This is a genomic window from Pseudomonas sp. C6002, assembly GCF_013385805.1.
GTDB lineage: Bacteria > Pseudomonadota > Gammaproteobacteria > Pseudomonadales > Pseudomonadaceae > Aquipseudomonas.
Genome location: NZ_JACAPH010000036.1, coordinates 67,378 through 80,211, shown reverse-complemented (window position 1 = coordinate 80,211; position 12,834 = coordinate 67,378). Strand labels below are relative to the sequence as shown.

Genomic DNA, 12,834 nt, shown 5'->3' with positions numbered 1-12,834 from the left:
GGGCAGTTTATTCCTGGATCACGTCGGCACCCTTCGGGATGTCGAACTTGAACTTGGATGCCGGTACCGGCTGGTTGGCCTTGACCCCGGAGAACAGGATATCGGTGCGCTGGCCGACGCTGTCAATCAGACGCATGTTGTTGATCACGCCGTTGCCAAACGACAGGGACAGCGTGTCAAAGAGCGTGTCCTTGGATTTCGGCTTAAGGGTGAATTCAATCACGTTGCTGGTCTGCTTGGAGGTAATGTCGAAGCTGTCGTTGATCTTCGACACATCGCCCGACAGCAACAGCGCTGGCGTCTGGTTCAGGCGCGGGTCGAGCTTCTTGATGGTCGCCTGCTCCAGGTCCGGGTCCCACAGGGTGACTTTTTGGCCGTCAGAGACGATGGTCTGCTCGGCCTTGCCTTCTGTGTGCCAGTAGAACAGCCCTGGGCGCTGCACAGCCATCTCGCCGGCGGTTTCCTGCAACTGGGTGCCACCGGCATCCAGCGTGAGCTGGGAGAAGCGCGCGGTCAGGGTCTGGGATTTGTCCAACAGGTTTTTCAGGCTCGCGACGGAAGCCGGGTCAGCATGAGCCGAAACAGCAGTCAGGGCCAATGCAGGCAACAACAGCATGCGGATAAGACGCATGGGAGTCCTCTTAGATTCGGTTGCAAGGCGTGCCGCGTGTTGCCACGCGGCACGTAATCAGTCACGCATCTGCGCTGGCGCAATCACTTCGCGCGAGCCGTTGGTGTTCATCGAGGTGACCACGCCGGCCATTTCCATGGCTTCGATCATGCGGGCAGCGCGGTTGTAGCCAATCTTCAGCTTGCGCTGTACGGCGGAGATCGAGGCGCGGCGGCTTTCAAGCACGAACTGCACCGCTTCGTCGTAGAGCGCATCGGTCTCGGCATCATCGTCGCCACCGCCGCTGCCACCGTCGAAGCCGCTGCCGGCCTCTTCGACACCGGCGAGGATGTCGTCGTTGTATTCCGGGGCGCCACGCAGTTTCCAGGCTTCCACCACACGGTGCACCTCATCGTCGGAGACGAACGCGCCGTGGACACGGATCGGCAAACTGGTGCCCGGCGGCATGTAGAGCATGTCACCGTGGCCCAGCAGTTGCTCGGCGCCGCCCTGGTCGATGATGGTCCGGGAATCGATCTTGCTCGACACCTGGAACGCCATGCGGGTCGGGATGTTGGCCTTGATCAGGCCGGTGATCACGTCCACCGACGGACGCTGGGTCGCGAGGATCAAGTGGATCCCGGCGGCCCGCGCCTTCTGGGCGATACGGGCGATCAGCTCTTCGACCTTCTTGCCGACGATCATCATCATGTCGGCAAATTCGTCGACCACCACCACGATGGTCGGCAATTTGGTCAGCAGCGGCGCTTCGTCGTGGATGCTTTCGCGCTTGTACAACGGGTCGGTCAGCGGCGTGCCGGCGTCCTGGGCTTCCTTGACCTTGGCGTTGAAGCCCGACAGGTTACGCACGCCCATCTTCGCCATCAGCTTGTAGCGCCGTTCCATCTCGGCAACGCTCCAGCGCAGGGCGTTGGCCGCATCCTTCATGTCGGTCACCACCGGGCACAACAGGTGTGGAATGCCTTCGTAGATCGACAGCTCAAGCATTTTCGGGTCGATCATGATCAGCTTGGCGTCATCCGGGCCCGACTTGAACAGGATCGACAGGATCATCGCGTTCACACCCACCGACTTACCGGAACCGGTGGTACCGGCAACCAGCAAGTGAGGCATTTTCGCCAGGTCGGTGATCACCGGCTTGCCGCCGATGTCGTGGCCCAGGGCCAGGGTGACCGGCGATTTGAAGTTGTCGTATTCCGGGGTCGACAGCACTTCGGAGAAGCGCACGATCTGCCGGTCTTCGTTGGGAATCTCGATACCGACGGTAGTCTTTCCCGGAATCACTTCCACCACCCGCACGCTGGTCACGGCCAGCGAACGCGCCAGATCCTTGGCCAGGTTGGAAATGCGGCTGACCTTGACGCCGGCAGCCGGCTGGATTTCGTAGCGGGTAATCACCGGGCCCGGGTGGATCGAATCCACCGAGACTTCGACGCCGAATTCCTTGAGCTTGATTTCCAGCAGGTGGCCGACGGCCGCCAGGGATTCAGGGGAGTAATTGAGCTGTTTCTTTTCCGCAGGATCAAGAATCGAGATCGGCGGCAAGGTGCCTTCCACGGCGCTGTCGACAAACAACGGCGCCTGTTTCTCTTTCTGCACGCGGTGGCTTGGCTCGGGGGCCTTCGGCGGCGCAGGGGCAATCACCGGCGGCACTTGCTTCTCGCGGTCCGACATGTGCTTGGTCAGGGCCTGCTCGCGTTCGATCAGGCGCTCCTTGACCTTGGCCTGCTCACGCCGGTCCGGCGTGCTCGGGGCCACCACCTCGTTGACGCGGGTATCCACCTCGCGCAGTTGCGCAACCATGCGTTTGCGGTCCACCCGGGCCGACCACCAGCGATTGGCGGCGCCCTGAAACAGTTCGAGCAGGTCGAGGGTGATCTTGCCGGTCACGTCCATGACCTTGAACCAGGACAGGTCGGTAAACACGGTGAGGCCGAACAGGAACAGCGCAATAAACATCAGGGTGCTGCCCTGGATATTCAGGGTCCTGCGGGCCAGATCGCCGAGGCTTTCGCCCAGAGCGCCGCCGGCACCGGCCGGCAGACCGGTAGGTGCATGGAAATGGATATGGGCCAGGGCCGCGCCGGACAACACCAGGAACACCAGGCCGATCAGGCGCCAGGAGAACAGCCAGCCGCTCCATTGCCACGGCTCGTGACGCTGGCGGAAAATCTGCCAGGTCTTGATGGCCAGCAGCAACGGGAAGATGTAAGCGAAGTAACCCAGCACCATGAACAGGATGTCGGCGCTGTAGGAACCGGCCGGACCACCGAAGTTCTGCACGTCTTCGATCTTGCTGTTGTGGCTCCAGCCTGGATCGTCCTTGCCATAGGTGAGCAAGGCCATCATCAGGAACAGGCACAGCGCGCCGATGGCGATCAGTGCACCTTCCTTGAGTCGGTAGTGCAGGTGCTGGCGCCAGGCGGGCACGACTGCGGCTTTAGGTGTTGCGGCGGATTTCTTCAAAAGGGGTCTTTTCCTGCGCCTTTAGCGCGTCCATCTGTTGAATGACTGCAAAACACTGCCCAATCCGGGCAGGTAAAAAATGAACGAGTGCCAGTGGAGCTACTTTTAACACCCTGCTACTGATTCATGAAACGGCGATAACGCCCCAATGGCCGCATTGTACGGGTTTGTGTGCGCGATGCCACGCACTTGGCCCTACGTTACACAGCATAGCCAATGTTCAATTTCATAACGTTCAATTTGAGCATGCATTGTCTTTACTGACAAAGGCTTATGAGCTGTTTTGCCAATCCAGGCTAGCTTGCCGACCGACGTACGCGATTACGACCACGCCCCCGGCATAGAGTTGCAGAAACACCCGTTCATGCTTATCTGCACCGATCCCATGTTCGGGGTAGCCCCAGAGCGTTTCGTCGACAATAATCACAGCTCTTGCAACGGACAACATCGCCGTTACCGCCCTCCCCTTCCGTAAGCCTGGATGCCATGCTGACCTGGTTACAACGCAACACCCTGACCTTCCCACCGCTGGCCAAGGCCATGCGCGAACCCAATGGCCTGCTCGCTGCCGGTGGCGACCTGTCGGCCGACCGCCTGATCCAGGCCTACCGTCACGGCTGTTTTCCCTGGTTCTCGGAAGGCCAGCCCATCCTCTGGTGGTCGCCCGACCCGCGCACCGTACTGTTCCCCGATGAGCTGCACGTTTCCCGCAGCCTCGGCAAATTGTTGCGCCAGCAGCGTTACACAGTGACCTTCGACCAGGACTTCGCTGCAGTCATCCAGGCATGCGCGGCGCCGCGCAGTTATGCCGATGGCACCTGGATCACCGAAGCCATGCAGAACGCCTACCTGCAACTGCACCAGCGCGGTTATGCGCATTCGGTGGAGGTGTGGGACGCGGGCGAACTGGTGGGCGGCCTGTACGGCCTGGCGATGGGCCAGTTGTTTTTCGGCGAGTCCATGTTCAGTCGCGCCGACAACGCCTCGAAATACGGCTTTGCCACCCTGGTTCGGCAACTACAGGCCTGGGGCTTTGTGCTGATCGACTGCCAGATGCCCACCGATCACCTGCACAGCCTCGGCGCCCGCGCCATTCCCCGCAGCGACTTCGCCAACTACCTGCGCGACCATCTGGACCAAACCAGCTCTGCTCCGTGGGTTTCCTAGGCGACTTCCCCGCACCTGGCTTACACTTATTTCAAAGCTTATCCGAGGGTTGATCATGACCGAGCTGGCGCGTTTGAAGTTTTATGCCACTCAACCCCACTCATGCAGCTATCTGCCCGATGAGCAGGCCACCACGCTGTTCCTCGACCCCAGCCAGCCGATGGACGTGCATGTGTATGCCGATTTGTCGGAAATGGGCTTCCGGCGCAGCGGCGACCACCTTTACCGGCCGCACTGCCAGAACTGCAACGCCTGCGTACCGGCGCGCATCCCGGTGGCGCAGTTCCTGCCGGACCGCAACCAGAAACGCATCCTGAAGCGCAACGCCGACCTGACCGTCACCGCCACCAAACCCGGCTTCAGCGAAGAATATTTCGACCTTTACCAACGCTACATCGAACAGCGCCACGCCGACGGCGACATGTTCCCGCCCAGCCGCGACCAGTTTTCCACCTTCCTGGTGCGCGACCTGCCCTTCTCGCGCTTCTATGAGTTTCGGCTCGAGGGACGACTGGTGGCGGTCGCCGTGACTGACCTGCTGCCCAATGGCCTGTCGGCGGTCTACACCTTTTATGAGCCCGCCGAGGAACGGCGCAGCCTGGGACGCTTTGCGATCCTGTGGCAGATCGGTGAAGCCTTGCGACTGGAATTGGAGGCGGTGTACCTCGGATACTGGATAAAAAACTGCAAAAAGATGAACTACAAGACCCAATATCGGCCCATTGAGCTGCTAATTAACCAAAGATGGGTCACGTTGAACTAGAACCTCTTGGCTTAAACACCCTTTTTCGGGCACAATGCACGCCGCTTTTGCCTGGCGCAGTTGCACCGGGCCATTCACTGGATACCGAGGGCTTTACTGCATGTCGAAAGAAGACAGCTTCGAAATGGAAGGCACTGTCGTCGACACCCTGCCCAACACCATGTTTCGTGTGGAGTTGGAAAATGGGCACGTCGTAACCGCGCATATCTCCGGCAAGATGCGCAAGAACTACATTCGTATTCTTACCGGTGACAAAGTGCGCGTCGAACTGACGCCCTATGACCTGAGCAAAGGGCGCATCACTTACCGCGCCCGTTAATCAAGTCAATACAAAACGCCCGGTTATGCCGGGCGTTTTTGTGTGCGCGCTATTTACCTGAAACCAGAAATCCCTTGTGGGACCGGGCTTGCTCGCGAATGCGGCGTGTCAGTCACTGATTGTGTCGACTGGCACACCGCATTCGCGAGCAAGCCCGCTCCCACATTTGATCTCCATCGGTTTCAAGGCAGCAAAAAGGCGCCTCTCGGCGCCTTTTTGTTTTGTTGCGTCAGCTATCAGGCCATTTCAGCCGTGGTTTCGAAGTCGAAGGTCAGCTCGCCGTCCTTCAGATCGATGTGCACCACGCCACCATGGTCTGCCAGTTCGCCGAACAGGATCTCTTCCGCCAGTGGGCGCTTGATCTTGTCCTGGATCAGGCGAGCCATTGGCCGAGCGCCCATTGCCGCGTCGTAGCCACCTTCCGCCAGCCAGTTGCGCGCCGCGTCCGAGACTTCCAGCTGCACGCGCTTGTCTTCCAACTGCGCCTGGAGCTCGGTGAGGAACTTGTCCACCACGCTTTTGATGACCTCATGGCTGAGGCGACCAAACTGGATGATGGTGTCCAGGCGGTTGCGGAATTCCGGCGTGAAACTCTTCTTGATCACTTCCATGGCGTCGGAAGAGTGATCCTGATGAGTAAAGCCAATGGAAGCCCGCGCGGCCGTTTCGGCACCGGCATTGGTGGTCATGATCACGATCACGTTGCGGAAGTCCGCCTTGCGCCCGTTGTTGTCGGTCAGGGTGCCGTGGTCCATGACCTGCAACAGCAGGTTGAAGACTTCCGGGTGCGCCTTCTCGATTTCATCGAGCAGCAGCACGCAATGTGGCTGCTTGGTGATCGCCTCGGTCAACAGGCCGCCCTGGTCGAAGCCGACATAGCCCGGAGGCGCACCGATCAGGCGCGACACGGTGTGACGCTCCATGTACTCGGACATGTCGAAACGCACCAGCTCGATCCCCATGGCCTTGGCCAATTGCCGCGCCGCTTCGGTCTTGCCGACGCCGGTAGGCCCGGCGAACAGGAACGAACCGACCGGCTTGTCCGGCGACTTGAGGCCAGCGCGGGACAGCTTGATCGCGGTGGACAGCGAGTCGATCGCCGCATCCTGACCAAACACCGTCAGCTTGAGGTCGCGCTCCAGGTTACGCAGCAGCTCCCGATCGGAGGTGTTGACGTGTTTTGGCGGAATCCGCGCGATCTTCGCCACGATATCCTCGACCTGAGGCACGTCGATGCGTTTCACACGCTTCTCTACCGGCTGCAGGCGCTGGTAGGCACCCGCCTCGTCGATCACGTCGATGGCCTTGTCCGGCATGTGCCGGTCATTGATGTAGCGCGATGCCAGCTCGGCGGCTGCACGCAGCGCCTCATCGGTGTACTCGATGCCATGGTGCGCTTCAAAGCGCCCCTTGAGCCCGCGCAGGATGCCAATGGTGTCTTCTACCGAAGGCTCGGACACATCCACTTTCTGGAAGCGGCGCGCCAGGGCACGGTCTTTTTCGAAGATCCCGCGGAATTCCTGGAACGTGGTCGAACCGATGCAACGGATATCGCCCGAAGACAGCAGCGGCTTGAGCAGGTTCGACGCATCCATCACGCCACCGGAAGCCGCACCGGCACCGATGATGGTGTGGATTTCGTCAATGAACAGGATCGCCTGCGGGCGTTTTTTCAGCTCGCCGAGCAACGCCTTGAAGCGCTTCTCGAAATCGCCACGGTACTTGGTCCCGGCGAGCAATGCGCCCAGGTCAAGGGAGTAGACGACGCTGTTGGCCAGCAGGTCGGGCACCTGGTTATCAACAATGCGTTTGGCCAGGCCTTCGGCAATCGCGGTTTTACCCACGCCTGCCTCACCGACCAACAACGGGTTGTTCTTGCGGCGACGCGCCAGGATCTGCGCCACGCGCTCAACTTCCAGCTCACGCCCCACCAGCGGATCGATCCGCCCCTGGCGCGCCAGTTCGTTGAGGTTGCTGGCATAAGCGTCCAGCGGGTTGCTCGAAGAAGAAGACTCACCGCCCTCGTCATCCTGCATATCCTGCTCACCTTCCGAGTGATCGCCATGCCCCGGCACCTTGGAAATGCCATGGGCGATGTAGTTGACGACATCAATACGGGCAACGCTTTGCTGCTTGAGCAGGAATACGGCCTGGCTTTCCTGCTCGCTGAAGATCGCCACGAGCACATTGGCCCCTGTGACTTCGCGCTTGCCGGAGCTCTGTACGTGGAAAACGGCACGCTGCAGTACCCGCTGGAAGCCCAGGGTTGGCTGGGTCTCGCGGTCCTCGTCATGAACGGGGATCAACGGCGTGGTGGAGTCGATAAACTCCTGCAGGTCATGCTTGAGTTTGTCGAGATTGGCACCACACGCACGCAGTACGGTGGCGGCAGCTTCGTTATCCAAAAGTGCCAGCAGCAGGTGTTCGACGGTCATGAATTCATGACGCTTCGAACGGGCCTCCTTGAAGGCAAGATTGAGGGTGACTTCGAGCTCGCGGTTTAACATAGCTTCACCTCATACCCAAGTGGTCGGAGTTAACCGTCCTTCTCGATTTCACAGAGTAGCGGATGCTGGCTTTCCCTGGCGTACTGGTTGACCTGCATGGCCTTTGTCTCGGCGATGTCGCGGGTAAACACTCCACATACTGCCCGTCCTTCTGTGTGAACGGCCAGCATTACCTTGGTCGCCAACTCGCGGTTCAGGTTAAAAAACACCTCGAGTACTTCGACGACGAAATCCATCGGTGTGTAGTCATCATTGAACAAAACCACCTTGTACATCGGCGGCGCCTGTAAAGCAGGCTTGGCCTCCTGGACAGCAATGCCTGCAGAACCGTCGTCGTCTTCTTGATGATCCGGGCGATCCTGATTGAATGTTAGTCGAATCTGGCTGATTGCATGCATGGAAAGAAAGGTTCGTCAGTGGTTCAAATACAGTGGTGGGGGCGACCTGTCAGAATTTCAACTCTGACCGACTGGTCGCCTTGACTATCGGCAAATCAGTGTTACAACCAATAGAACCCACAGTGGGTAAAAAAGGTCCGCGCAGTCAACCTTATTTATTCGGGTTAGGACGGATAAACTGGATGATACTCCAGTGATGGAGTCTGGTGCAGAGGGATATGGGCATGGCGAGCGGTAAGGTCAAGTGGTTCAACAATGCCAAGGGTTACGGCTTCATCAACGAAGACGACAAGACTGACGACCTATTTGCGCATTACTCGGCTATCCAAATGGATGGCTACAAGACACTAAAGGCAGGGCAACCGGTTTCCTTCGACATCATTCAGGGACCCAAGGGCTTGCACGCAGTGAATATCAGCGCTCCAGTCAGCGCCACTACCCCCAAAGAGGGCGTCGCTCAAAAATCAAAAAGACAACTGGCCTGATCAGCCACTGAGCAAACGCTCTAAAAAAAACCGGCCCATCAGGCCGGTTTTTTTACGCCCCTGTATCAGCTTACATATGCGAAATCAGCGCATCCCCGAACGCCGACGACGACAGCAACTTGGCGCCGTCCATCAAGCGGTGGAAGTCATAGGTCACGGTCTTGGCCGAAATTGCGCCGTTGGTGCCCTTGATGATCAGGTCGGCCGCTTCGGTCCAGCCCATGTGGCGCAACATCATTTCCGCCGACAGGATCAGCGAACCCGGGTTGACCTGGTCCTTGCCGGCATACTTCGGCGCAGTACCGTGGGTGGCTTCGAACATCGCCACGGTGTCGGACAGGTTGGCGCCCGGCGCAATACCGATACCGCCCACTTCCGCCGCCAGGGCGTCGGACAGATAGTCACCGTTAAGGTTAAGGGTGGCGATCACGTCGTATTCGGCCGGGCGCAGCAGGATCTGCTGGAGCATGGCGTCGGCAATGGCGTCCTTGACCACCACATTCTTGCCGGTGCGCGGGTTCTTGAATTGCATCCACGGGCCGCCATCCAACAGGGTCGCGCCGAACTCTTCGGCCGCCACTTCGTAGGCCCATTCCTTGAAGGCACCTTCGGTGAACTTCATGATGTTGCCTTTGTGCACAATGGTCAGCGAGTCGCGGTCGTTATCCACGACATACTGCAAGGCCTTGCGCGCCAGGCGCTTGGTGCCTTCCAGGGACACCGGCTTGATGCCGATCCCGCAGTTCTGGTCGAAACGGATCTTGGTGACGCCCATCTCTTCCTTCAGGAACTTGATGACCTTGATCGCTTCCGGGGAGCCGGCTTTCCACTCGATGCCGGCGTAAATATCCTCGGAGTTCTCGCGGAAGATGGTCATGTCCACATCGCCTGGCTTCTTGACCGGGCTGGGCACGCCTTCGAACCAGCGCACCGGGCGCAGGCACACATAAAGGTCGAGCTGTTGGCGCAGGGCAACGTTCAGCGAACGGATACCGCCACCGACTGGGGTGGTCAGCGGGCCCTTGATGGAAACCACGTAGTCCTTGACCGCATCCAGGGTTTCCTGGGGCAGCCAGGTGTCCTGGTCGTAAACCTGGGTGGCCTTTTCGCCGGCATAAACCTCCATCCAGGAGATTTTGCGCTTGCCGCCATAAGCCTTGTTAACAGCTGCATCGACCACCTTGATCATCACCGGGCTGATGTCGACGCCAATACCGTCACCCTCGATGAAGGGGATGATCGGGTTGTCAGGAACATTGAGAGAATGGTCTGCATTGACGGTGATTTTGTCGCCGACTGCCGGAACCTGAATCTTCTTGTATCCCATGCTGAACTCCATCTATGGATTGAACATCTGGCTGCGTTCGAGCCTACTCCAGATAAATGAGGACTGAAACCTCAGGCCCTACACATTTGCGTCGAAAACAGCACATTTAGCGGCCTACAAGCTTGAAAGCAAAGGGAAAAGCGCCAATCTTGAGCACATCATGCGACTTTAGGCGCAACCCGCTGCCTGCGACCTTTAGACCAATGGACGACACACCTTTTGTATGAAGGCTCGGCGTAAGCATAGCGACCTATGTATAATGCCGCCGCTGACCAAAGAGTCACGACGGCCGACCGCTCTAGACAGACGCCCTCCGCCAGAAAAGCCGAGCTACTACAGTAGCTCACCCGCTTGACGCTCGACTGATGCAACCCAACATCACCGCGAAGAAACTTCGACATTTCGCTCATGGATGACTTTGAACGAACGCGCTTTACCCGGCGCATCTCGAGTTTCTGCGCATGCTTTCAGCAAAGAAGAGAGTTAATCCGAATATGCCCACCCGCTCGAAGATCATCTACACCTTCACCGACGAAGCCCCAGCCCTCGCCACCTATTCACTGCTGCCTATCGTAGAGGCCTTCACCGCTTCCGCTGATATTGCCGTGGAAACCCGCGACATTTCCCTGGCCGCGCGCATCCTCGCAAGCTTCCCCGAGCAACTGGGCGCCAAGGCCGTGCCGGACCACCTCGCCGAACTGGGCGACCTGGCCGTTACCCCTGAAGCCAACATCATCAAGCTGCCGAACATCAGTGCCTCGACCCCTCAGCTGCAAGCTGCGATCAAGGAACTGCAGGCCCAGGGCTACGCCCTGCCGGACTACCCGGAAACCGTAACCACCGACGCGGAAAAAGAAACCCGTGCACGTTACGACAAGGTCAAGGGCAGCGCCGTGAACCCGGTACTGCGCGAAGGCAACTCCGACCGCCGCGCCCCGCTGTCGGTCAAGAACTACGCTCGCAAGCACCCGCACAAAATGGGTGCCTGGGCTGCCGACTCCAAGTCCCACGTTGCCCACATGAGCAACGGCGACTTCTACGGCAGCGAGAAAGCCGTTCAGATCGAAGGCGCTGATGCCGTCAAGATCGAACTGATCGCCAAGGACGGTACCGCTACCGTCCTGAAGGAAAAAACCAGCGTACAAGCTGGCGAGATCATCGACACCGCCGTGCTGAGCAAGAAAGCCCTGCGCAGCTTCATCGCCGCTGAAATCGAAGACGCCAAGAAACAAGGCGTGCTGCTGTCGGTTCACCTGAAAGCCACCATGATGAAGGTTTCCGACCCGATCATGTTCGGCCAGATCGTTGCCGAGTTCTATAAAGACGCACTGGCCAAGCACGCTGTGGTGCTGGAGCAGATCGGCTTCAACCTGAACAACGGCATCGGCGACCTGTACGCTCGCATCAAGGCGCTGCCGGCCGATCAGCAAGCGCAGATCGAAGCCGACATCCAGGCGGTATACGCTGCTCGCCCTTCCCTGGCGATGGTCAACTCCGACAAAGGCATCACCAACCTGCACGTGCCGAGCGACGTCATCGTCGACGCATCGATGCCTGCCATGATCCGTGACTCCGGCAAGATGTGGGGCACCGACGGCCAACTGCACGACACCAAGGCTGTGATCCCGGATCGCTGCTACGCCACTATCTACCAGGCAGTGATCGAAGACTGCAAGGCCAATGGCGCCTTCGACCCAACCACCATGGGCAGCGTGCCAAACGTTGGCCTGATGGCGAAAAAAGCCGAAGAGTACGGCTCCCACGACAAGACCTTCCAGATCAAGGCTGACGGCGTAGTCCGCGTCACCGACAGCAAGGGCAACCTGCTGATGGAACAGGCTGTTGAAGCCGGCGACATCTTCCGCATGTGCCAGACCAAAGACGCGCCGATCCAGGACTGGGTCAAACTGGCGGTCAACCGCGCCCGCGCCAGCAACACCCCGGCCATCTTCTGGCTGGACCCGCAGCGCGCGCACGACGGCGTCGTGGTCGAGAAAGTTCAGGCTTACCTGAAAGACCACAACACCGAAGGCCTGGACATCCGCATCATGTCGCCAGTCGACGCGATGAAGTTCACCCTGGAGCGCACCCGCAAGGGCCTGGACACCATCTCGGTGACCGGCAACGTTCTGCGCGACTACCTGACCGACCTGTTCCCGATCATGGAACTGGGCACCAGCGCCAAGATGCTGTCGATCGTGCCGCTGATGAACGGTGGCGGCCTGTTCGAAACCGGCGCTGGCGGCTCGGCTCCGAAGCACGTGCAGCAACTGGTTGAAGAGAACTTCCTGCGCTGGGATTCCCTGGGCGAGTTCCTGGCCCTGGCCGCATCCCTCGAGCATTTGGGTGTGACGTACAACAACCCGAAAGCCCTGGTGCTGTCCAAGACCCTGGACCAGGCCACCGGCCAGTTCCTCGACAACAACAAGTCGCCATCGCGCAAAGTCGGCAACATCGACAACCGCGGCAGCCACTTCTACCTGGCGCTGTACTGGGCTCAAGCCCTGGCGGCCCAGACCGAAGACACTGCACTGCAAGCGCAGTTTGGCGAACTGGCCAAGACCCTGACCGCGAATGAGGCAACCATCGTTGCCGAGCTCAACGCTGTCCAGGGCAAGCCAGTGGACATCGGTGGCTACTACGCACCGAACGCCGAGCTGACCAGCAAGGCCATGCGCCCAAGCGCCACCCTCAACGCGGCAATCGCTGCGCTGGTGTGATGCCTTGAGGTGCCGCCGCACGAGGATCGCTGACTGATCCTCGTGCGGCAG

Annotated in this window: 10 protein-coding genes; 5 read left to right on the top strand and 5 right to left on the bottom strand. The window is 59.4% G+C overall.

Annotated features, from left to right (window positions below):
• Positions 1 to 7: 7 nt before the first annotated feature.
• Both lolA and ftsK read right to left on the bottom strand, forming a co-directional pair.
• Positions 8 to 631, bottom strand: a complete 624-nt coding sequence (gene lolA, locus HX817_RS26920; RefSeq protein WP_003219615.1) for an outer membrane lipoprotein chaperone LolA — start codon at positions 629 to 631, stop codon at positions 8 to 10.
• A 57-nt stretch (positions 632 to 688) separates the two neighbouring features.
• Positions 689 to 3,097, bottom strand: a complete 2,409-nt coding sequence (gene ftsK / locus HX817_RS26915; protein WP_003219614.1) for a DNA translocase FtsK — start codon at positions 3,095 to 3,097, stop codon at positions 689 to 691.
• 486 nt (positions 3,098 to 3,583) lie between these two features.
• Here ftsK and aat point away from each other — a divergent pair, with 486 nt between their 5' ends.
• The 3 genes from aat to infA all read left to right on the top strand — a co-directional run bounded on the left by aat (position 3,584) and on the right by infA (position 5,346).
• Complete coding sequence (gene aat / locus HX817_RS26910) at positions 3,584 to 4,264, top strand: leucyl/phenylalanyl-tRNA--protein transferase (protein ID WP_003219611.1); 681 nt, start codon at positions 3,584 to 3,586, stop codon at positions 4,262 to 4,264.
• Positions 4,265 to 4,319: 55 nt separating this feature from the next.
• A complete protein-coding gene (locus tag HX817_RS26905) occupies positions 4,320 to 5,027 on the top strand; it encodes an arginyltransferase (protein WP_003219609.1) in 708 nt (235 codons plus the stop codon).
• A gap of 100 nt (positions 5,028 to 5,127) precedes the next feature.
• Positions 5,128 to 5,346 carry a translation initiation factor IF-1 gene (infA, locus tag HX817_RS26900; RefSeq protein WP_002553999.1) on the top strand — a complete coding sequence of 73 codons (219 nt, stop codon included), beginning with the start codon at positions 5,128 to 5,130 and terminating at the stop codon, positions 5,344 to 5,346.
• Between the two features lie 236 nt (positions 5,347 to 5,582).
• Here the strand turns inward: infA and clpA are convergent, their stop codons facing one another.
• Complete coding sequence (clpA, locus tag HX817_RS26895) at positions 5,583 to 7,853, bottom strand: ATP-dependent Clp protease ATP-binding subunit ClpA (RefSeq protein WP_003219606.1); 2,271 nt, start codon at positions 7,851 to 7,853, stop codon at positions 5,583 to 5,585.
• Positions 7,854 to 7,882: 29 nt separating this feature from the next.
• Positions 7,883 to 8,251 (bottom strand): ATP-dependent Clp protease adapter ClpS, encoded by a 369-nt coding sequence (clpS, locus tag HX817_RS26890; protein ID WP_003219604.1) that lies wholly within the window; start codon positions 8,249 to 8,251, stop codon positions 7,883 to 7,885.
• Positions 8,252 to 8,475: 224 nt separating this feature from the next.
• Between clpS and cspD the strand changes: the two genes are divergently transcribed.
• Entirely contained in the window at positions 8,476 to 8,736 is a 261-nt protein-coding gene (gene cspD / locus HX817_RS26885) for a cold shock domain-containing protein CspD (protein WP_023658953.1), read from the top strand.
• 70 nt (positions 8,737 to 8,806) lie between these two features.
• Here cspD and icd read toward each other — a convergent pair whose 3' ends face one another.
• Positions 8,807 to 10,063, bottom strand: coding sequence for an NADP-dependent isocitrate dehydrogenase (gene icd / locus HX817_RS26880; RefSeq protein WP_003219599.1), 1,257 nt, complete (start codon positions 10,061 to 10,063; stop codon positions 8,807 to 8,809).
• A gap of 494 nt (positions 10,064 to 10,557) precedes the next feature.
• Here icd and HX817_RS26875 point away from each other — a divergent pair, with 494 nt between their 5' ends.
• A complete protein-coding gene (locus HX817_RS26875; RefSeq protein ID WP_087693052.1) occupies positions 10,558 to 12,783 on the top strand; it encodes an NADP-dependent isocitrate dehydrogenase in 2,226 nt (741 codons plus the stop codon).
• Positions 12,784 to 12,834: the final 51 nt, after the last annotated feature.